At 59.0% G+C, this 17,625-nt stretch carries 18 protein-coding genes and 1 tRNA gene; 15 read left to right on the forward strand and 4 right to left on the reverse strand.

Features of this window, described 5'->3' with window-relative positions; genetic code table 11:
- Nucleotides 1–13 precede the first annotated feature (13 nt).
- The 5 genes from CRP02_RS26115 to CRP02_RS26135 all read left to right on the forward strand — a co-directional run bounded on the left by CRP02_RS26115 (nt 14) and on the right by CRP02_RS26135 (nt 4,004).
- A complete protein-coding gene (locus tag CRP02_RS26115; RefSeq protein WP_097172686.1) occupies nt 14–997 on the forward strand; it encodes a tripartite tricarboxylate transporter substrate-binding protein in 984 nt (327 codons plus the stop codon).
- A 99-nt stretch (nt 998–1,096) separates the two neighbouring features.
- Complete coding sequence (locus tag CRP02_RS26120) at nt 1,097–1,558, forward strand: tripartite tricarboxylate transporter TctB family protein (protein WP_003514354.1); 462 nt, start codon at nt 1,097–1,099, stop codon at nt 1,556–1,558.
- Between the two features lie 9 nt (nt 1,559–1,567).
- The gene (locus tag CRP02_RS26125; protein WP_097172687.1) at nt 1,568–3,073 is read left to right on the forward strand and encodes a tripartite tricarboxylate transporter permease; all 1,506 of its coding nucleotides are present in this window, start codon (nt 1,568–1,570) and stop codon (nt 3,071–3,073) included.
- A gap of 153 nt (nt 3,074–3,226) precedes the next feature.
- Nucleotides 3,227–3,439: a SlyX family protein gene (locus tag CRP02_RS26130; protein ID WP_013635242.1), complete on the forward strand. Its 213-nt coding sequence runs from the start codon at nt 3,227–3,229 to the stop codon at nt 3,437–3,439.
- A 13-nt stretch (nt 3,440–3,452) separates the two neighbouring features.
- Complete coding sequence (locus tag CRP02_RS26135) at nt 3,453–4,004, forward strand: DUF924 family protein (RefSeq protein ID WP_097172688.1); 552 nt, start codon at nt 3,453–3,455, stop codon at nt 4,002–4,004.
- A 67-nt stretch (nt 4,005–4,071) separates the two neighbouring features.
- Here the strand turns inward: CRP02_RS26135 and dnaJ are convergent, their stop codons facing one another.
- The 3 genes from dnaJ to CRP02_RS26150 form a co-directional block, all read right to left on the reverse strand.
- Nucleotides 4,072–5,205, reverse strand: coding sequence for a molecular chaperone DnaJ (dnaJ, locus tag CRP02_RS26140; protein ID WP_003514371.1), 1,134 nt, complete (start codon nt 5,203–5,205; stop codon nt 4,072–4,074).
- A gap of 90 nt (nt 5,206–5,295) precedes the next feature.
- Entirely contained in the window at nt 5,296–7,197 is a 1,902-nt protein-coding gene (gene dnaK / locus CRP02_RS26145; protein WP_097172689.1) for a molecular chaperone DnaK, read from the reverse strand.
- 287 nt (nt 7,198–7,484) lie between these two features.
- Nucleotides 7,485–7,574 (reverse strand) — tRNA-Ser (locus CRP02_RS26150).
- A 220-nt stretch (nt 7,575–7,794) separates the two neighbouring features.
- On the opposite strand from CRP02_RS26150, the gene CRP02_RS26155 reads away from it, so the two are divergent.
- From CRP02_RS26155 to deoA, 10 genes are all read left to right on the forward strand, one after another.
- Nucleotides 7,795–8,112: a hypothetical protein gene (locus tag CRP02_RS26155; protein WP_013635245.1), complete on the forward strand. Its 318-nt coding sequence runs from the start codon at nt 7,795–7,797 to the stop codon at nt 8,110–8,112.
- A 77-nt stretch (nt 8,113–8,189) separates the two neighbouring features.
- Nucleotides 8,190–8,840: a peptide-methionine (S)-S-oxide reductase MsrA gene (msrA, locus tag CRP02_RS26160; protein ID WP_019564547.1), complete on the forward strand. Its 651-nt coding sequence runs from the start codon at nt 8,190–8,192 to the stop codon at nt 8,838–8,840.
- Between the two features lie 214 nt (nt 8,841–9,054).
- A complete protein-coding gene (locus CRP02_RS26165; RefSeq protein ID WP_003514392.1) occupies nt 9,055–10,047 on the forward strand; it encodes a BMP family lipoprotein in 993 nt (330 codons plus the stop codon).
- Nucleotides 10,048–10,130: 83 nt separating this feature from the next.
- A complete protein-coding gene (locus tag CRP02_RS26170; protein ID WP_003514394.1) occupies nt 10,131–11,636 on the forward strand; it encodes an ABC transporter ATP-binding protein in 1,506 nt (501 codons plus the stop codon).
- Nucleotides 11,637–11,643: 7 nt separating this feature from the next.
- Nucleotides 11,644–12,747, forward strand: coding sequence for an ABC transporter permease (locus CRP02_RS26175; protein WP_097172690.1), 1,104 nt, complete (start codon nt 11,644–11,646; stop codon nt 12,745–12,747).
- A 6-nt stretch (nt 12,748–12,753) separates the two neighbouring features.
- Nucleotides 12,754–13,725 (forward strand): ABC transporter permease, encoded by a 972-nt coding sequence (locus tag CRP02_RS26180; protein WP_003514401.1) that lies wholly within the window; start codon nt 12,754–12,756, stop codon nt 13,723–13,725.
- A 19-nt stretch (nt 13,726–13,744) separates the two neighbouring features.
- The gene (locus CRP02_RS26185; RefSeq protein ID WP_019564546.1) at nt 13,745–14,134 is read left to right on the forward strand and encodes a cytidine deaminase; all 390 of its coding nucleotides are present in this window, start codon (nt 13,745–13,747) and stop codon (nt 14,132–14,134) included.
- The gene (locus CRP02_RS26190) at nt 14,134–14,934 is read left to right on the forward strand and encodes a purine-nucleoside phosphorylase (protein ID WP_097172691.1); all 801 of its coding nucleotides are present in this window, start codon (nt 14,134–14,136) and stop codon (nt 14,932–14,934) included. The genes CRP02_RS26185 and CRP02_RS26190 overlap by 1 nt, the downstream gene beginning before the upstream one ends.
- Nucleotides 14,935–14,936: 2 nt before the next feature.
- Nucleotides 14,937–15,710, forward strand: coding sequence for a deoxyribose-phosphate aldolase (gene deoC / locus CRP02_RS26195; RefSeq protein WP_097101099.1), 774 nt, complete (start codon nt 14,937–14,939; stop codon nt 15,708–15,710).
- Complete coding sequence (gene deoA / locus CRP02_RS26200) at nt 15,707–17,023, forward strand: thymidine phosphorylase (RefSeq protein WP_097172692.1); 1,317 nt, start codon at nt 15,707–15,709, stop codon at nt 17,021–17,023. Before deoC ends, deoA begins: the two co-directional genes overlap by 4 nt.
- Here the strand turns inward: deoA and CRP02_RS26205 are convergent.
- Nucleotides 17,016–17,537, reverse strand: coding sequence for a TIGR02281 family clan AA aspartic protease (locus tag CRP02_RS26205; RefSeq protein ID WP_013635250.1), 522 nt, complete (start codon nt 17,535–17,537; stop codon nt 17,016–17,018). The genes deoA and CRP02_RS26205 overlap by 8 nt on opposite strands.
- Between the last annotated feature and the right edge of the window lie 88 nt (nt 17,538–17,625).

The raw sequence follows: 17,625 nt of genomic DNA on the forward strand, positions 1-17,625 counted from the left end.
CCGGGAGGAATCGATGAAAATACTGAAGACAGTTACCGGCCTTGCTGCCGCCGCTGCCGTTTCCCTTTTTGCGCTTTCTGCATCCGCTCAGAACTACCCCGAGCGCAACATCACCATGGTCGTGCCCTTTGCCGCCGGTGGCCCGACAGATACGGTCGCGCGTCTTGTCGCTGAATCCATGTCGAAGGATCTCGGCCAGCAGATCATCGTCGAAAATGTCGGCGGCGCTGGTGGCACGCTGGGCGCTGGCCGCGTGGCGTCGTCGGATCCGGACGGTTACACCGTTCTGCTGCATCACATCGGCATGGCGACGAGCGCCACGCTTTATCGCAAGCTCGCCTATGATACCCTGAACGCTTTCGAATATGTCGGACTGGTCACGGAAGTGCCGATGACCATTCTGTCGCGCAAGACGCTCGAGACCAAGGATCTCAAGGGTCTGATCGACTACGCCAAGGCGAACAAGGACAAGGTCACCGTTGCCAATGCCGGCATCGGTGCTGCTTCGCATCTGTGCGGCATGTTGTTCATGAGCGCGATCGAGACACCGCTGGTCACTGTTCCCTACAAGGGCACAGGCCCGGCCATGACCGACCTGCTCGGCGGCCAGGTCGATATCATGTGCGACCAGACCACCAACACCACCAAGCAAATCCAGGGCGGAACCGTTAAAGCCTATGCCGTAACCTCGGCCAAGCGGCTCGACGTGCTGCCGGACGTACCGACAGTTGCCGAATCGGGCCTGCCGAAGCTTGAGGTGGGTATCTGGCACGGTATCTACACGCCGAAGGGTACACCGGCCGAGATCAACGAAAAGCTCTCCAAGTCCCTTCAGGTCGCGCTGAAGGACAAGAACGTGGTGGCCCGTTTTGCCGAACTTGGCACCACGCCTTCCCCGGAAGCCGATGCGACGCCCGCAGTGCTCAAGACCAAGCTTGAAAGCGAAATCGCCCGCTGGAAGCCTGTGATCGAGGGAGCCGGCCAATATGCCGACTGATGGTTGAAGCAATTGCCGGCGGCACCTGCCGCCGGTTTCTTGCCGTCAATTTAACGCGCGGAACGGTGTGTGGCCGGCCGCAGTGGAGGGGCATCTTTCATGAAGTCGTTTTTCATTGACCCTGCCGAGGCAGCCTGTGGGGCAATTTTCATCGGTTTTGGCGCTTTTTTCGCCTTGCAGTCTTTCGGGCTGGATATCGGAACCGCCTTCCGCATGGGGCCGGGTTATTTTCCGCTTGTTCTGGCAATCGTGCTGATCCTGCTTGGCGGGGTAATATTCATTCGCGCCACCCGTGTGCAGGGCGATGCCCTCGGTGCAATCGCCTGGCGGGGGATTTTTTTCATCCTGCCCGCGCCGATCTTTTTCGGTTTCACGGTCCGGGGGCTTGGTTTCGTACCGGCGCTTTTTTTCAGCGCCCTTATCGCAGCCTTCGCCTCGCACAAGATGAGCCCGCTCATGGCCGTCATTATTTCCGCCGCCATCACGGTCTTTTCCGTTGCTGTGTTCAATTATGGTCTCGGCCTGCCATTCCAGCGCTTCGGCCCCTGGCTTAAATTTTGAGGTGCCGCAATGGAATTGCTTGATAATCTTGCTCTCGGTTTCGTCACGGCCACGTCGCTGGCAAACCTGTTTTTCTGCCTGATTGGCGTGCTGCTCGGCACGCTGATCGGCGTGCTGCCGGGCATCGGCGCAACCGCGACCATCGCCATGCTGTTGCCGATCACCTTTCAGCTTGAGCCCGTCTCGTCGCTCATCATGCTCGCAGGCATCTATTACGGCGCGCAATATGGCGGCTCCACCACGGCGATCCTCATCAACATGCCGGGGGAATCCTCATCCGCCGTTACCGCCATTGACGGCTACCAGATGGCGCGCAAGGGCAAGGCGGGTGCCGCACTTGCGATTGCCGCCATCGGCTCGTTTTTCGCCGGCACGGTTTCCACCTTTCTCGTGGCAGTCTTTGCACCGCCTTTGACGGCGATTGCGCTGGAATTCGGCGCGGCGGAATATTTCTCGCTGATGGTCGTCGGCCTCGTCTCCTCCATCGCGCTTGCCCACGGTTCCATCGTCAAGGCGCTGGCCATGGTCGTGCTTGGCCTGCTGCTCGGTCTCGTCGGCACGGATATCTACAGCGGCGCGCCGCGCTTTACTCTCGGCATCCGTGAATATGCCGATGGGCTGAATTTCGTTGCGGTGGCGGTGGGCGTATTCGGTATCGCCGAAATCCTGCGCAATCTCGAAAACGAGCGCACGCGCTCGGTGCTGATCGCCAAGGTCAGCAGCCTGATGCCGTCGAAGGAAGACTTCAAGGCCATGGTCGGCCCGGTGTTGCGCGGTACGGCCATCGGTTCGGCACTGGGAATCCTGCCCGGCGGCGGTGCAATTCTCGCTGCCTTCGCATCCTACACCGTCGAAAAACGCGTCTCCAAGCATCCTGAGGAGTTTGGACACGGTGCGGTCGCCGGTGTTGCCGGTCCGGAATCCGCCAATAATGCCGGTGCCCAGACCTCGTTCATCCCGCTTCTGACGCTCGGTATTCCTGCAAACCCGGTGATGGCGCTGATGATCGGTGCTATGATCATTCAGGGCATCGTGCCCGGCCCGAACGTTGCGACCGAGCAGCCGGCGCTGTTCTGGGGCATCATCGCCTCGATGTGGATTGGCAATCTGATGCTCGTCATCCTCAACCTGCCCCTGATCGGGCTTTGGGTGAAGCTGCTGACGGTGCCTTATTACGTGCTTTTCCCCATCATCATGGCCTTCTGCGCCATCGGGGTTTACAGCGTCAATTCCAACGTCTTCGATCTCTACGCCGTCGCCTTCTTCGGCTTCATTGGTTATGTGCTCGTGAAGCTGCGCTGCGAGCCGGCGCCGCTGTTGCTGGGCTTCGTGCTTGGGCCGCTGCTGGAGGAAAACCTGCGACGCGCCATGATCCTGTCGCGTGGCGATCCGACGACCTTCGTCACCCGACCGATCAGCGCCACCCTGCTGTTTATTGCTCTGGCCGTGCTGATCATCGTCTTCCTGCCCAGCGTGAAGAAAAAGCGCGAAGAGGTTTTCGTAGAAGAAGACTGAGCAGGTCGCGAAAAATTCGGAACGCCGGTGATGGAAACGTCGCCGGCGTTTCTGCGTTGACGGGATCGTTGTGAGGAATCCGCTTCACCAAAGCGGCATATGGTTGACTTGAAGCTTTTTAGGGCCAAGGAAGGGCGGGAAAGAGAGGTCGATATGACGTCGGAAACCGAAAAACGGATCATTGCGCTTGAGGAAACGATCGCGCATCAGGCCAAGACTATAGAGGAACTGTCCGACCAGCTGACGGAACAGTGGAAGGTGGTGGAACAGACCCGCGCCAAGCTCGACCGGTTGACGGAAAGGTTTCTGAGCCTCGAGGAGCAGTCGCTGGACGCGCCCGCAATTACCCGGCCGCCGCATTATTGATGAGGGAGACCCGATGAAGAGCGATACAGCCGCACTTGCCGCCGAAATTGTGGATTTCTGGAAGAAGGCAGGACCGGACAAGTGGTTTGACAAGGACGCCGCCTTCGACGATCACTTTCATGACCGTTTCCGCGATGCCCATTTTGCCGCTGCAAGGCGCGAATTGGATGGCTGGCTGGACGGTGCGGAAAGCAGCCTCGCGCTGATGCTTCTGCTGGATCAGTTCCCGCGCAACTGCTTTCGCGAGACAGCGCATATGTATGCGACCGATCCGCTGGCACGCATGTTCGCCAGCGAGGCCATCCGTCGCGGCCACGATCAGGCGGTGACCGAGGATTTGCGAGTCTTCTTCTATCTGCCCTTTTCCCATTCGGAAAGCATCGAGGATCAGGAGCGTGCCTGCAGGCTCAACCGGCCACTTGGCGGGCCTTATCTCCACCATGCCGAAGAGCATCGCGATATCGTCGCGCGTTTTGGCCGCTTTCCGCATCGCAACGACATATTGCTGCGGGAAACGACGCCGGAGGAACGGCAATATCTTGATGCGGGCGGTTTTACTGGCTGATACGAACGAAAAACGCCGCCAGTCCCGAAAGACGGCGGCGTTTTTTATGGTGGGTAACGGCCGCAGATCAGCCGTCGAAGAATTCCTTCATCCGGGCAAAGAAGCCGGTTGATTCCGGATTATTCTCCTGGGACGAGAGTTGCTCGAACTCCTGCAACAGCTCGCGCTGGCGCTTGCTGAGCTTCTGCGGTGTCTCGATCTGGATCTGGATGTAGAGATCGCCCGTCTGCGCCGAACGCAGCACCGGCATGCCCTTGCCCTTCAGGCGGAACTGCTTGCCTGGCTGGGTGCCTTCCGGAACCGTGACGCGAGACTTCGTGCCGTCGAGCGTCGTGACATCGAAGGTGCCGCCAAGAGCAGCCGTCGTCATGGAGATCGGCACGGTGCAATAGAGATCGGCACCGTCGCGCTGGAAGAACTCATGCGGACGCACGGACAGGAAGATGTAGAGATCGCCCGCCGGGCCGCCACGCATGCCGGCTTCGCCTTCGCCCTGCAGGCGAATGCGGGTGCCATCCTCGATACCCGAGGGAATGTTGACTGAAAGCGAACGCTCTTCCGTCACGCGGCCCTGTCCGTGGCACTTGCTGCACGGATCGGAAATCGTCTGTCCACGCCCGTGGCAGGTGGGGCAGGTGCGTTCTACCGAGAAGAAGCCCTGGGCTGCGCGCACGCGGCCGGAACCCTGACAGGTGCCGCAGGTTTTGGGTTGCGTGCCGGGTTTCGCGCCAGAACCGGAACAGACATCGCAGGTGATCGAGGTTGGAACCCTGATCTGCGCCGTCTTGCCGGCAAAGGCTTCTTCCAGCGTGATTTCCATGTTGTAGCGAAGGTCGGCGCCGCGCTCACGACCGCCGGAAGAGCGGCGTGCGCGTCCGCCGCCCATCATCTCGCCGAAGATGTCCTCGAAAATATCCGAGAAGCCGCCATTGGCGAAACCGCCGCCGCCCATACCGCCGCCGCCCATGCCGCCATTTTCAAAGGCGGCATGGCCAAAACGGTCATAGGCCGCGCGTTTTTGCGGGTCCTTCAGCGTTTCATAGGCTTCGTTGATTTCCTTGAACTTCCGTTCGGAATCAGCATCATCCGGGTTCTTGTCCGGATGGTATTTCATCGCGAGTTTGCGGAAGGCGCTTTTCAGCTCTTTTTCGTCCGCGGTCTTGCTGACGCCGAGTGTTTCGTAAAAGTCTGCTTTCGCCATTAAGATAACAAGCCTCGCAAATGGATTTCCGGCTGCACGTCGGCAGCCGGATGTCTTGCATGTATCGACAGGAGACGGGAAGTCACGCGATTATGCGGACTTCTTGTCGTCCTTGATTTCCTCATAGTCGGCGTCGACGACGTCGTCCTTGCCGCCTTCTCCGTTAGCGCCGGCTTCAGCCTGCTGGGCTTCGTAGATGGCCTGACCGAGCTTCATGGAAACTTCCATGAGGGTCTGGGTCTTTGCCTGAATGTCGTCGGCATCCGGTTCGGAAGCCTCAACTGCCGTCTTCAGGCTGGCAATGGCGTCTTCGATGGCCTTGCGGTCGGTTTCGGAAACCTTGTCGCCATATTCCTTCACCGATTTCTCGGTGGAGTGAACGAGGCTTTCGGCCTGGTTCTTGGCTTCGACACCCGCACGACGCTTCTTGTCGGCTTCGGCATTGGCTTCAGCGTCCTTGACCATCTTCTCGATGTCGGCGTCGGAAAGACCACCGGAAGCCTGGATACGGATCTGCTGTTCCTTGCCGGTGCCCTTGTCTTTCGCCGAAACCTGCACGATGCCGTTGGCGTCGATATCGAAGGTCACCTCGATCTGCGGAACGCCGCGGGGTGCCGGCGGCAGGCCGACGAGGTCGAACTGGCCGAGCAGCTTGTTATCCTGCGCCATTTCGCGCTCGCCCTGCGAGACGCGGATCGTCACGGCCGACTGGCTGTCTTCGGCGGTCGAGAAGGTCTGGCTCTTCTTCGTCGGGATCGTCGTGTTGCGATCGATCAGACGGGTGAAGACGCCACCCAGCGTTTCGATGCCGAGCGACAGCGGGGTCACGTCGAGAAGCAGAACGTCCTTGACGTCGCCCTGCAGAACGCCGGCCTGAATGGCGGCGCCCATGGCAACCACTTCATCAGGGTTCACGCCCTTGTGCGGCTCCTTGCCGAACAGCTGCTTGACGACTTCCTGTACCTTCGGCATGCGGCTCATGCCACCAACGAGAACGACTTCATCGATCTCGGCAGCGGTAACGCCGGCATCCTTGAGGGCTGCCTTGCAAGGGGCGACGGTGCGCTGCACCAGATCGTCCACCAGGCTTTCGAACTTGGCGCGGGTCAGCTTCAGCGTCAGGTGCTTCGGACCGGAAGCGTCAGCCGTGATGAACGGCAGGTTGATTTCGGTCTGCTGCGAGGACGAAAGTTCGATCTTGGCCTTTTCGGCAGCTTCCTTGAGGCGCTGCAGAGCGAGCTTGTCGTTCTTCAGGTCGATGCCCTGATCCTTCTTGAACTCGCCGGCCAGATATTCGACCAGACGCATGTCGAAGTCTTCACCGCCGAGGAAGGTATCGCCGTTGGTGGACTTCACTTCGAAAACGCCGTCGCCGATTTCCAGAACGGAAATATCGAAGGTACCGCCGCCAAGGTCATAAACGGCGATGGTCTTGCCTTCCTTCTTGTCGAGACCGTAAGCGAGGGCTGCCGCGGTCGGCTCGTTGATGATGCGCAGGACGTCCAGACCGGCGATGCGGCCAGCATCCTTGGTGGCCTGGCGCTGGGCGTCGTTGAAGTATGCCGGAACGGTGATGACGGCCTTCTCGACCTTTTCGCCGAGATAGGATTCAGCCGTTTCCTTCATCTTCTGAAGGATCATCGCGGAAATCTGCGAAGGGGAATAGTTCTTGTCCTGAGCCTTCACCCATGCGTCGCCATTGTCGCCCTTGACGATTTCAAAGGGAACGAGGGCCTTGTCCTTTTCGACGGTCGGGTCTTCATAACGGCGACCGATGAGGCGCTTGACCGCAAACAGGGTGTTGGTCGGGTTGGTGACCGCCTGGCGCTTGGCCGGCTGGCCGACAAGGCGTTCGCCATCGTCGGAAAATGCCACCATGGATGGCGTAGTGCGCGCGCCTTCCGCGTTTTCAATAACTTTCGTGTCCTTGCCGTCCATCACTGCAACGCAGGAATTGGTTGTGCCAAGGTCGATACCGATTACTTTTGCCATGCTCTTCTCTCCTTGAAGCGAGCTGTCGGAACCCCGTGAGGCATTCCATGGACAACTCCTTGACTTGGATTTGCAGTATTCGCTGCTGTTATGCGGCGTATATAAGGAGCGATTTTTCCTGCTGCAAGGCGCAAGAGAGGGTGAAGCGCTGCAAAAAAGCGGATGAAACCCCTGTCTGTGCAGAAGCATAGCCATCAAGGCTTGCAGAAGGGCAAAAACGTGACTTTGACTGCCACGGTAATGGCGATCCGGACGCGCGTTTATAAAGTCGTTGAAGTGAGGTGAAATGGCGGACAGGGTGGGATTCGAACCCACGGTACGCTTTCACGCACACACGCGTTCCAGGCGTGCGCCTTAAACCACTCGGCCACCTGTCCTTTTTTCAAATCTGCATGTTTTGAGGAATGCAAATCACTGGAACGGCGCGATATATACCGATGAATTCGCTGGGATCAACACGAATCTGACAGTTTTTTGAATTGTCGGCAATTTCCTGCCTTCCGATGCGATTGCAAACCGGTTTTCCCGCCTTTATCGATGCAATATATCTTTCAAAACATGGCTGTCGAAACGACGGGCCGCAACCGAGGTATCCTGATGAAAGCTTTTTTGCGGTTTTTAAGCTTTCTTCTTCTCATTGCAGCGGTTTTTCTTGGCGTACTCGATTCGATCCGCTCGGTTTCCACATCCTCGGTCAACATCACCGGCATCCTGTCCGTCTGGAACTATCTTCTTCCTGCCTCGCGCACCATGGTGGAAACGGCCTTGGCTCACTATATTCACCCTGAAGCGTGGCGCTTCATTGAAAATGCCCTGTCGGGACTGCCGGCATTTGCTTTTTTCCTCGCGCTATCCCTGCTTTGCTGGATGGCCGGTTACAGGAAGCGAAAAGTCATGAGGCGTTCGTCAGTCTGAATTTATCAACTGACAGCGCGCGCGCCCCGCAGATGTGAACCCTGAGAAGCGGCAAAACAGGCCGCACGGAGGACCGAATGTTCCTGTTCGATACGCTTTCAAAAAAGACGACGATGCCGACCGAAGAGACGGCTTTGCCCGGCCGTGAAGAGGCGCTTGCCGTGCCTGAGACCCATTTCGTCAATGGCCGGCCTTTGAAGGGGCCTTATCCCGATGGTTTGGAAATCATCTATCTGGGCATGGGTTGCTTCTGGGGTGCGGAGCGCCTGTTCTGGCAGACGCCGGGTGTGTGGGTGACGGCGGTAGGTTATGCCGGCGGTTTTACCCGCAATCCCACCTATCAGGAGACGACGACGGGCCAGACGGGCCACGCCGAAGTGGTCAAGGTCGTCTACGATCCGGCCGTCATCTCGCTGTCAGGCCTGCTCAAGATATTCTTCGAGGAGCATGATCCGACTCAAGGGATGCGGCAGGGAAACGATGTCGGCACGACCTATCGTTCCGCCATCTATGCCAATACCGAAGGCCAGTTGCAGCAGGCGCAGAAGGCGCACGACGCTTTTCAGCAGGCTTTGGACGAGGCGGGGCATGGCCGCGCCATCACCACCGAAATTGGACCGCTTGAAACATTTTATTACGCGGAAGACTATCACCAGCAATATCTTGCCAAGAATCCGGGCGGCTACTGCGGCCTCAGGGGAACAGGCGTAAGCTGCAATATCGACTAGATTTTTTGCACGTTGCCCAGGTGGAAAGACCAAAAAAACGCCAGAATAAAGTTTTTCCACCGGGTCAAAAAAACCGGATGAATTTTTCGTTGAGCCATGCAAGGATATGGGCCAAGCACAGCCGGGATAACGGCTGGCGGTTCCGCAGACATTCCCGGTCAACGGGTTTGCGGGAGGACCCTTAAAATATCAATTGCAACAACAGGGCTGCACAATGAAAAAATCCCTTCTGACGCTTTTTGCGCTCGCCGCCATGTCGGCTTCCGCGCTTGCTGCCGATATCAAGCCGGCATTGGTTTATGGTACGGGCGGCAAGTTCGACAAGTCGTTCAACGAAGCCGCCGCGGCTGGCGCTGAAAAGTTCAAGGCAGAAACGGGCATCGAGTTCCGCGATTTTGAACCGACCAGCGATACGCAGGGCGAGCAGGCTATCCGCAACTTCGCCAGCAAGGGCTTTAACCCGGTTGTTGCCGTGTCCTTCGCCTGGACGTCGGCCATGGAAAAGGTTGCAGCCGAATTCCCGGACACCAAGTTCGTCATCGTCGATTCCGTCGTCGAGCTGCCGAATGTCCGCTCGGTCGTCTACAAGGAGCACGAAGGCTCTTATCTCGTCGGTCTTCTGGCAGGCATGGCCTCCAAGACCGGTAAGGTCGGCTTCATCGGCGGCATGGATATTCCGCTGATCCGTAAATTCGCCTGTGGTTATGCGCAAGGCGCCAAGGCTGCCAACGACAAGATCGAAGTCTTCCAGAACATGACCGGAACTACGGGTGCGGCCTGGAACGATCCGGTGCGCGGTGGCGAACTGACCAAGAACCAGATCGACCAGGGCGCTGACGTAATCTACGCGGCAGCTGGTGCGACCGGTATCGGCGTGTTGCAGACCGCCGCCGACAACAAGAAATTCTCGATCGGCGTCGATTCCAACCAGAACCACCTGCACCCCGGCTCGGTTCTGACCTCGATGGTCAAGCGCGTCGATCTGGCCGTCTATAACGCCTACAAGGATGCCAAGGACGACAAGTTCACCCCCGGCATCGTTGCTCTCGGCGTCAAGGAAGACGGCGTTGCCTATGCTCTCGACGACAACAACAAGGCCCTGATCACGCCGGAAATGACCGCCGCCGTGGACAAGGCGAAGGCCGACATCATTGCCGGCACCATCAAGGTTCATGACTATATGGCGGACAATTCCTGCCCGAAATGATATGATATGTGTCTGGGGCGCATGGTGATTTTTCACCTTGCGCCCTTTTCATATCCAGCCTTCGGAGAGGTTTCGGTTTGAGTATGGACCCAGCAATCGAACTCGTGGGCATCGATAAAAAATTCGGTGCCGTTCACGCCAATAAGAATATCAACCTGACCGTTGCCAAGGGTACGATCCACGGCATCATCGGGGAAAACGGTGCCGGAAAATCGACCCTGATGTCGATCCTCTACGGTTTTTACCAAGCTGATGCCGGTGAAATCCGGGTAAACGGCGCGCCGGTATCGATCCGCGACAGCCAGGCGGCGATCAGTGCGGGCATCGGCATGGTGCATCAGCATTTCATGCTGGTGGAAAATTTCACCGTGCTGGAAAACGTCATGCTGGGCGCTGAAGGCGGTGCTTCGCTTGCCAAGGGCCGGGCCGCTGCGCGCAAGGAGTTGAAGCGCCTTGAGGACGATTACGGGCTGGAAGTCGATCCGGATGCGGTGATCGAGGAACTGCCAGTCGGCCTGCAACAGCGTGTCGAAATCCTCAAAGCCATGTATCGTGGCGCCGAAATCCTGATCCTCGACGAGCCGACCGGCGTTCTCACGCCTGCGGAAGCCGATCATCTTTTCAAGATCCTCGGTGTCCTGCGTGAGCAGGGAAAAACCGTCATCCTCATCACTCACAAGCTGCGCGAGATCATGGCGATCACGGATTCCGTCTCCGTCATGCGCCGCGGCGAAATGGTGGCGACCCGCAAAACCTCCGAAACCAGCGTCGAGGAACTGGCCGAATTGATGGTCGGCCGTCGCGTGCTGCTGCGGGTGGAAAAAGGCGAGACGACGCCGGGCGAGGTTCTCCTCTCCATCCGCAACCTGACCGTCAAGGACAGCCGCGGCGTCACCATGGTGGACGATGTCTCGCTGGATGTCCGTGCCGGTGAAATCGTCGGCATCGCCGGAGTGGCTGGCAATGGCCAGTCCGAACTTCTCGAAGCGATCGCGGGCATCCGCAAGCCTTATTCAGGCGAGATATGGGTGGCCGGGCAGAAGGTTGACCGACCCGATCCGTCCATTCTGCGCGAACTCGGTCTCGCACATATTCCGGAAGACCGGCACCATATGGGGCTGGTGCTGAAATTCGAGGAATATGAAAATTCCATCCTCGGCTATCACCATGACGAGCGTTACGGCAAAGGCCCTTTCCTCAACCCCGAGGCCATCCGCAAGGATGCGGTCGAAAAGATCGAGAAATACGATATCCGCCCGCCGAACCCGCAGCTGAAGACCGCCAATTTTTCCGGCGGCAACCAGCAGAAGATCGTCGTCGCCCGCGAAATCGAGCGTGACCCCAAGATGCTGATCATCGGCCAGCCGACCCGCGGTGTGGATATCGGCGCCATCGAATTCATCCATCGCCGCATCATCGAAATGCGCGATGCCGGCAAGGCGATCTTGCTGGTTTCGGTCGAACTCGATGAAATCCGTTCCCTTTCGGACCGGATCATGGTCATGTTCGCCGGGCGTGTCGTTGGAGAAAAAACGGCGGAAGCCGAAGAACAGACGCTGGGCCTGATGATGGCCGGCATCGCCGCATGAGGCATGAATGAGCACCGCTTCCGTACCCCTGCCAAACTGGATCACCTACGGCCTCCTGCCGTTTTTAAATGTAGTTACCGCATTTCTGATTTCCGGCCTCGTCGTCTGGTCGATCGGTGAAAATCCGTTCGCGGCGCTTCGCCTGCTCATCGAAGGTGCGCTAGGTCGTGGCGATGCCATCGGCTTCACGCTGTTTTATACGACGAGTTTCATCTTCACCGGCCTCTCTGTGGCGGTCGCCTTCCATGCCGGTCTGTTCAACATCGGTTCTGAAGGTCAGGCCTATATTGGTGGACTGGGCGCGGCGCTGGTGGCGCTGGCGCTCGACCGTTACGTGCCGTGGTACGTTACGATGCCCTTCGCCGTCATCGGCGCTGCGGTTTTCGGCGCGGCCTGGGCGTTTATTCCGGCATGGCTGCAGGCAAAACGCGGCAGCCACGTCGTCATAACCACCATCATGTTCAACTTCATCGCTGCGGCTTTGATGGTCTATCTGCTGGTGAACGTGCTGATCGTGCCGGGCAAGATGGCGCCAGAAACGCGCACCTTTCTGCCAGGTGGGCAATTGCCGAAGCTCGACTGGCTGATGGCGCTGTTCGGCCTGAAGCTCGGGCCGGCGCCGTTCAACGTCTCCTTCATCATCGCACTGGTCATGTGTTTTCTGGTCTGGGTGCTGATCTGGCGCACCAAGCTCGGTTATGAGATGCGCACGCTCGGCGTCAGCCCCTCGGCCGCCGTCTATGCCGGCATTCCCTATGCGCGCACCGTCATCATCGCCATGCTCATTTCCGGCGGTCTGGCAGGCATGATGGCGCTGAACCCGGTCATGGGCGCGTCCGCCCGCCTGCAGGTGGAATTTGTCGGCGGTGCGGGTTTCGTCGGCATCGCCGTCTCGCTGATGGGGCGAAGCCACCCGCTCGGCATCCTGTTTTCGGCGCTGCTGTTCGGTATTCTCTATCAGGGTGGTGCAGACCTCTCTTTCGAGATGCCGAATATTACCCGTGAGATGATCGTCGTCATCCAGGGTCTGGTTATCCTGTTTGCCGGCGCGCTCGAATATATGTACCGGCCGGCGATCGTCCGCATCTACCAGCGCTTGGCAAAGGGGTGAGCTGATATGGATTTCTTCGATATGCTGGTCAGCATTCTCGGCTCGACCGTCCGTCTCACCATCCCGCTTCTGTTCACGGCGCTTGCGGGGCTGTTTTCCGAACGCGCGGGCGTGTTCGATATCGGCCTTGAAGGCAAGATGCTGGCGGCAGCCTTTGCTTCGGCTTGTGTCGCCTATCTCACCGCAAATCCCTGGGCCGGCCTGCTTGCGGGCATTGCCGTCTCCATCCTGTTCTCGCTGATCCACGGCTTTGCCGTCATCACAAATCGCGGCAACCAGATCGTTTCAGGCGTGGCGCTCAACTTCATTGCCGCCGGTCTGACGGTGGTTCTGGGGCAGGCGTGGTTCGGGCAGGGCGGGCGCACGCCGCAATTGCCGGGCGAAGGCCGTTTTGCACCGATCATCCTGCCCGGTGCGGATGCGATGCGTGAAGTGCCTTTCATCGGCCCGCTCTACGCCAATGTCATTTCCGGCAACAATATCCTGACCTATCTCGCCTTTCTGGCGGTGCCGCTGTCCTGGTGGGTGCTTTACCGCACCCGTTTCGGCCTTCGCCTGCGCGCGGTGGGTGAAAATCCGGGCGCGGTCGATACGGCGGGCATTTCGGTGACATGGATGCGTTACCGCGCCGTCATCGTTGCCGGCTTCCTCTGCGGTTTTTCGGGCGCCTATCTCGCCGTTGCGCAATCGGCGGCCTTCATCGCCAACATGTCGGCCGGCAAGGGCTATATTGCACTCGCCGCGCTGATCTTCGCGAAATGGAAGCCGGTGCCGGTCATGTTCGCCTGCCTGCTCTTCGGTTTCCTGGATGCTTTCGCCAACTTCATGCAGGGCAAATCCGTGCCGGGTATCGGCGAAGTGCCGGTGCAGATTTTCCAGGCCATGCCCTATATTCTGACCTGCATCCTGCTTGCCGGTTTCATCGGCGTCGCCAAGCCCCCCAAGGCCGGTGGCGTTGCCTATGCGAAGGAGCGTTAAATCCATGTCCCGTGAACCAATGTCCCATCAGTTGTTCGAGGCAGCGGTGGAGGCCATGGCCTTTGCCCATGCGCCCTATTCGAAATTCCCTGTCGGTGCGGCAATCCGCGCTGAAGACGGTAAGATCTACAAGGGCGCCAATATCGAGAACCTCTCCTTCCCTCAAGGTTGGTGCGCCGAGCCTTCGGCCATCAGCGCCATGATCATGGGTGGAGCAAAGAAGATAAGCGAGATCGCCGTCATTGCGGAAAAGCTTGCTCTTTGCCCGCCCTGCGGCGGCTGCCGGCAGAAGATCGCCGAATTCGCCTCGCCAGACACCAAGGTCTATCTCTGTGACGAAACCGGTGTTCAGAAGGTCATGACCATGGATGAACTTTTGCCCTTCAGCTTCAAGACCGAGCTGCCCTGATGCCGGATACGCTGATCGATATTCTGGTGGAGCGTCTGAATGGCCTGATGCCGCGCATCGCCATCGTGCTGGGCTCAGGCCTGGGGTCGCTGGTGGACGAGGTCAGCGATGCGATCCGCGTGCCCTATGCCGAACTTCCCGGTTTCCCTGCAAGCGGCGTTTCCGGCCATGCGGGCGAGTTGGTGGCCGGATATCTCGGTGGCGAGCCGGTGATGATGCTGTCCGGCCGGGTGCACTATTACGAAAAAGGCGATCCGGCCGCCATGCGCGCGGTCATTGAGGCGCTCACTGGTCTTGGCGTGCAGTCGCTCATCCTCACCAATTCGGCAGGCTCGGTCAGACAGGACATACCGCCCGGCTCGGTCATGCAGATCACCGATCATATCAATTATTCCGGCATGAACCCGCTGATTGGCGAAGAGAGCGACAACCGTTTCGTCGGCATGACCACGGCTTATGATCCGGACCTGATGCTCGCCATGCGCAATGCCGCGATCCGCGCGACGGTGCCCTTGTTCGGCGGCGTCTATATGTGGTTTTCCGGCCCGAGTTTCGAAACGCCGGCGGAAATCCGCATGGCGCGGCTGCTGGGTGCGGATGCCGTCGGCATGTCCACCGTGCCGGAAGTCATCCTCGCCCGCTTTTTCGGGATGCGCGTTGCCGCCGCATCGGTTATTACCAATTACGGTGCCGGCATGACTGGCGCTGAACTGAGCCATGAGGAAACCAAGGACATGGCCCCGGTGGGCGGCAAGAGGCTTGCCGCCATCTTGAAAGAAATGATCGCAGGAGGAGCGTGACCATGGAACTCCAGCGTCCGCGCGAAGCGGCTGCCCTGACACTATCCTTGCTGGACCTGACCAACCTCAAGGAAGACTGCACGCCCGAGCAGATTGCTGCTTTGTGCCAGAGGGCTCATACTGAATACGGCAATACGGCCGCGATCTGCATCTGGCCGCGTTTCGTCGCCCAGGCGCGTGCCGCTTTCGGAAAAGACCATGCGATCCGTATCGCTACGGTCGTCAATTTTCCCTCAGGCGATCTGGATGTCGCGACCGTGGTCGCGGAAACCGAGGCGGCTATCCGCGACGGTGCCGACGAAATCGATCTGGTCATCCCCTATCGTAAGTTCATAGCAGGCGATGAAACGGCTGTTTCCGAGATGGTGGCTGCCGTGCGCAAGGTCTGCGTCGCACCCGTTCTTCTCAAGGTCATTCTCGAAACCGGCGAGTTGAAGGACAAGGCTCTCATTCGCCGCGCTTCCGAACTCGCCATTGCCGAAGGGGCCGATTTCATCAAGACCTCAACAGGCAAGGTCGCCATCAACGCCACGCTGGAAGCCGCCGATATCATGTTGCAGGCGATCCGCGACAGCAGGCAGAAGGTGGGCTTCAAGCCTGCCGGCGGTGTCGGCACGGTGGAAGACGCCACGCTTTATCTGCGGCTGGCGGAAACCATCATGGCGCCCGACTGGGCCATGCCGTCCACGTTCCGTTTCGGCGCTTCCGGCATTCTCGATGATGTCCTGAATGTGCTGGCCGGCGGTGAACCGGCCAAGGCCGCCAGCGGGTATTGAGCTTGATCCCGCAGGAAATCATCCGCCGCAAACGTGATGGCCTGTCTCTTGCGCCGCAGGAGATTGCCGCTTTTATCGAGGCGCTGTCCAAGGACTGCATATCGGAAGGCCAGGCCGCTGCCTTTGCCATGGCGGTGTTTTTCCGGGGTATGAACCGCGACGAGATGGTGGCGCTGACGCTCGCCATGCGCGACAGCGGCGATGTCCTGTCCTGGAGCGATATTGGCAGGCCGGTGGCGGACAAGCACTCGACCGGCGGCGTCGGCGACAATGTCTCCCTGATGCTCGCCCCGATCGTTGCCGCCTGCGGTCTTGCCGTGCCGATGATTTCCGGCAGGGGCCTTGGCCATACCGGCGGCACGCTCGACAAGCTGGAAGCGATCCCCGGTTACGATGTGATGCCGGACGAAGCCCTGTTCCGCCGGACGGTCAAGACGGTCGGCTGTGCCATCATCGGCCAGACGGGCGATCTCGCACCCGCAGACAAGCGCCTCTATGCTATCAGGGACGTGACCGCGACGGTGGATTCCATCCCGTTGATCACCGCCTCCATTCTGTCGAAGAAGCTTGCGGCCGGGCTTCAGACGCTGGTTCTGGATGTGAAGGTCGGCAACGGCGCTTTCATGCAGAGTGTGGAGGATGCCCGTAATCTCGCCGTCGCGCTGGTCGATGTGGCAAATGGCGCGGGCCTGCCGACGACGGCTCTTATAACCGACATGAACCAGCCGCTTGGCGATGCCGCAGGCAATGCGGTCGAAATCGTCAATTGCCTGGACTTTCTGGCTGGCCGCAAGGTGGGAACACGTCTCGAAAAGGTGGTTATTGCCTTTGCTGCGGAAATGCTGGTGCAAGCGGGCAGCTCGGCCACTCTGGATGAAGGCGAGGCGCTGGCTGAGGCCGCCCTTTCCTCCGGTCGTGCCATGGAAGTCTTTGCGAAAATGGTCGCAGCACTTGGCGGGCCTGCGGACTTTGTCGATCATCCGTCGCGTTACCTGCCATCTGCGCCGGTCATTCTCCCGGTTTCGGCTGAGCGCAGCGGCTGGCTGGCATCCTGTGCGACGCGCGATCTCGGCATGGTCGTTGTCGAGCTTGGCGGCGGCAGAAGAATGCCGTCAGACAAGATCGACCCTTCGGTCGGGATCTCCGATATCCTGCCGCTCGGCACAAAAGTGGAAAAAGGCGAAACAATCGCCAGCGTCCATGCGGCCTCTAAGGAAGAAGCGGAACTTGCCGTCAAAAGGATTACGGCCTGCTATGGGGTTGCTGACACTGCGATGGAAACCGGCACTGTGGTCCTCGAGCGAGTTACCTGACCAGCCTCATTTCGCCACCCGATACCTTGAATGAAGATAGTTGTTTCAGGAAGCTCATGCCAACAAGCATGTTGCTCAACGCATTGTCTTTCAGCACCATGGCGTCGACATTCTGAACGCGGATCGTGCCGATTTCCACCCGGTCGAGCTTCAGATAGGCCGCCATGGTCTGGCCGTTGGCGGTTGAGATCGGATATTTGAAATCGAGGCTGTTGACGCCGAAACCGAGCCGCCGGGCGATAGTCTCATTGATGGCAACCATGGAGGCGCCGGTATCGACAAGCCCGTCGAAAGATTTGCCGTTGATACGGAAGGCGGCGTTGAAGTGGCCGCGTGCGTCCGCTTTCAGATTGACGCCACCAAGCGAAACGGGTTCCGGTTTGACGGCTTCCGATTTGACTTCAGCTTTTTCCACCTTGGCTTCCGGGCGCGGCTGAAATTTTTCCACCAGCGCCGGAATCTGCGTGGCGCTGACCGAAAGACCGATAAGCAGAAAAATCGTACGCGCCAGCAAGTCGTCGCTCCTGAGAAGGCAGGGTTATCCCTATGCAGAATAGACGCAAAACATGCTGAAATCTTAAAAGAAAAAGCCATTCGCCGCT

This window comes from Rhizobium sp. AN5 (assembly GCF_900215255.1).
GTDB lineage: Bacteria > Pseudomonadota > Alphaproteobacteria > Rhizobiales > Rhizobiaceae > Agrobacterium > Agrobacterium tumefaciens.

Excerpts from the sequence above, each read along its gene's own strand:
- CRP02_RS26115 (WP_097172686.1), top strand. The coding sequence starts at position 14 with ATGAAAATACTGAAGACAGTTACCGGCCTTGCTGCCGCCGCTGCCGTT.
- CRP02_RS26120 (WP_003514354.1), top strand. The coding sequence starts at position 1,097 with ATGAAGTCGTTTTTCATTGACCCTGCCGAGGCAGCCTGTGGGGCAATT.
- CRP02_RS26125 (WP_097172687.1), top strand. The coding sequence starts at position 1,568 with ATGGAATTGCTTGATAATCTTGCTCTCGGTTTCGTCACGGCCACGTCG.
- CRP02_RS26130 (WP_013635242.1), top strand. The coding sequence starts at position 3,227 with ATGACGTCGGAAACCGAAAAACGGATCATTGCGCTTGAGGAAACGATC.
- CRP02_RS26135 (WP_097172688.1), top strand. The coding sequence starts at position 3,453 with ATGAAGAGCGATACAGCCGCACTTGCCGCCGAAATTGTGGATTTCTGG.
- dnaJ (WP_003514371.1), bottom strand. The coding sequence starts at position 5,205 with ATGGCGAAAGCAGACTTTTACGAAACACTCGGCGTCAGCAAGACCGCG.
- dnaK (WP_097172689.1), bottom strand. The coding sequence starts at position 7,197 with ATGGCAAAAGTAATCGGTATCGACCTTGGCACAACCAATTCCTGCGTT.
- CRP02_RS26155 (WP_013635245.1), top strand. The coding sequence starts at position 7,795 with ATGAAAGCTTTTTTGCGGTTTTTAAGCTTTCTTCTTCTCATTGCAGCG.
- msrA (WP_019564547.1), top strand. The coding sequence starts at position 8,190 with ATGTTCCTGTTCGATACGCTTTCAAAAAAGACGACGATGCCGACCGAA.
- CRP02_RS26165 (WP_003514392.1), top strand. The coding sequence starts at position 9,055 with ATGAAAAAATCCCTTCTGACGCTTTTTGCGCTCGCCGCCATGTCGGCT.
- CRP02_RS26170 (WP_003514394.1), top strand. The coding sequence starts at position 10,131 with ATGGACCCAGCAATCGAACTCGTGGGCATCGATAAAAAATTCGGTGCC.
- CRP02_RS26175 (WP_097172690.1), top strand. The coding sequence starts at position 11,644 with ATGAGCACCGCTTCCGTACCCCTGCCAAACTGGATCACCTACGGCCTC.
- CRP02_RS26180 (WP_003514401.1), top strand. The coding sequence starts at position 12,754 with ATGGATTTCTTCGATATGCTGGTCAGCATTCTCGGCTCGACCGTCCGT.
- CRP02_RS26185 (WP_019564546.1), top strand. The coding sequence starts at position 13,745 with ATGTCCCATCAGTTGTTCGAGGCAGCGGTGGAGGCCATGGCCTTTGCC.
- CRP02_RS26190 (WP_097172691.1), top strand. The coding sequence starts at position 14,134 with ATGCCGGATACGCTGATCGATATTCTGGTGGAGCGTCTGAATGGCCTG.
- deoC (WP_097101099.1), top strand. The coding sequence starts at position 14,937 with ATGGAACTCCAGCGTCCGCGCGAAGCGGCTGCCCTGACACTATCCTTG.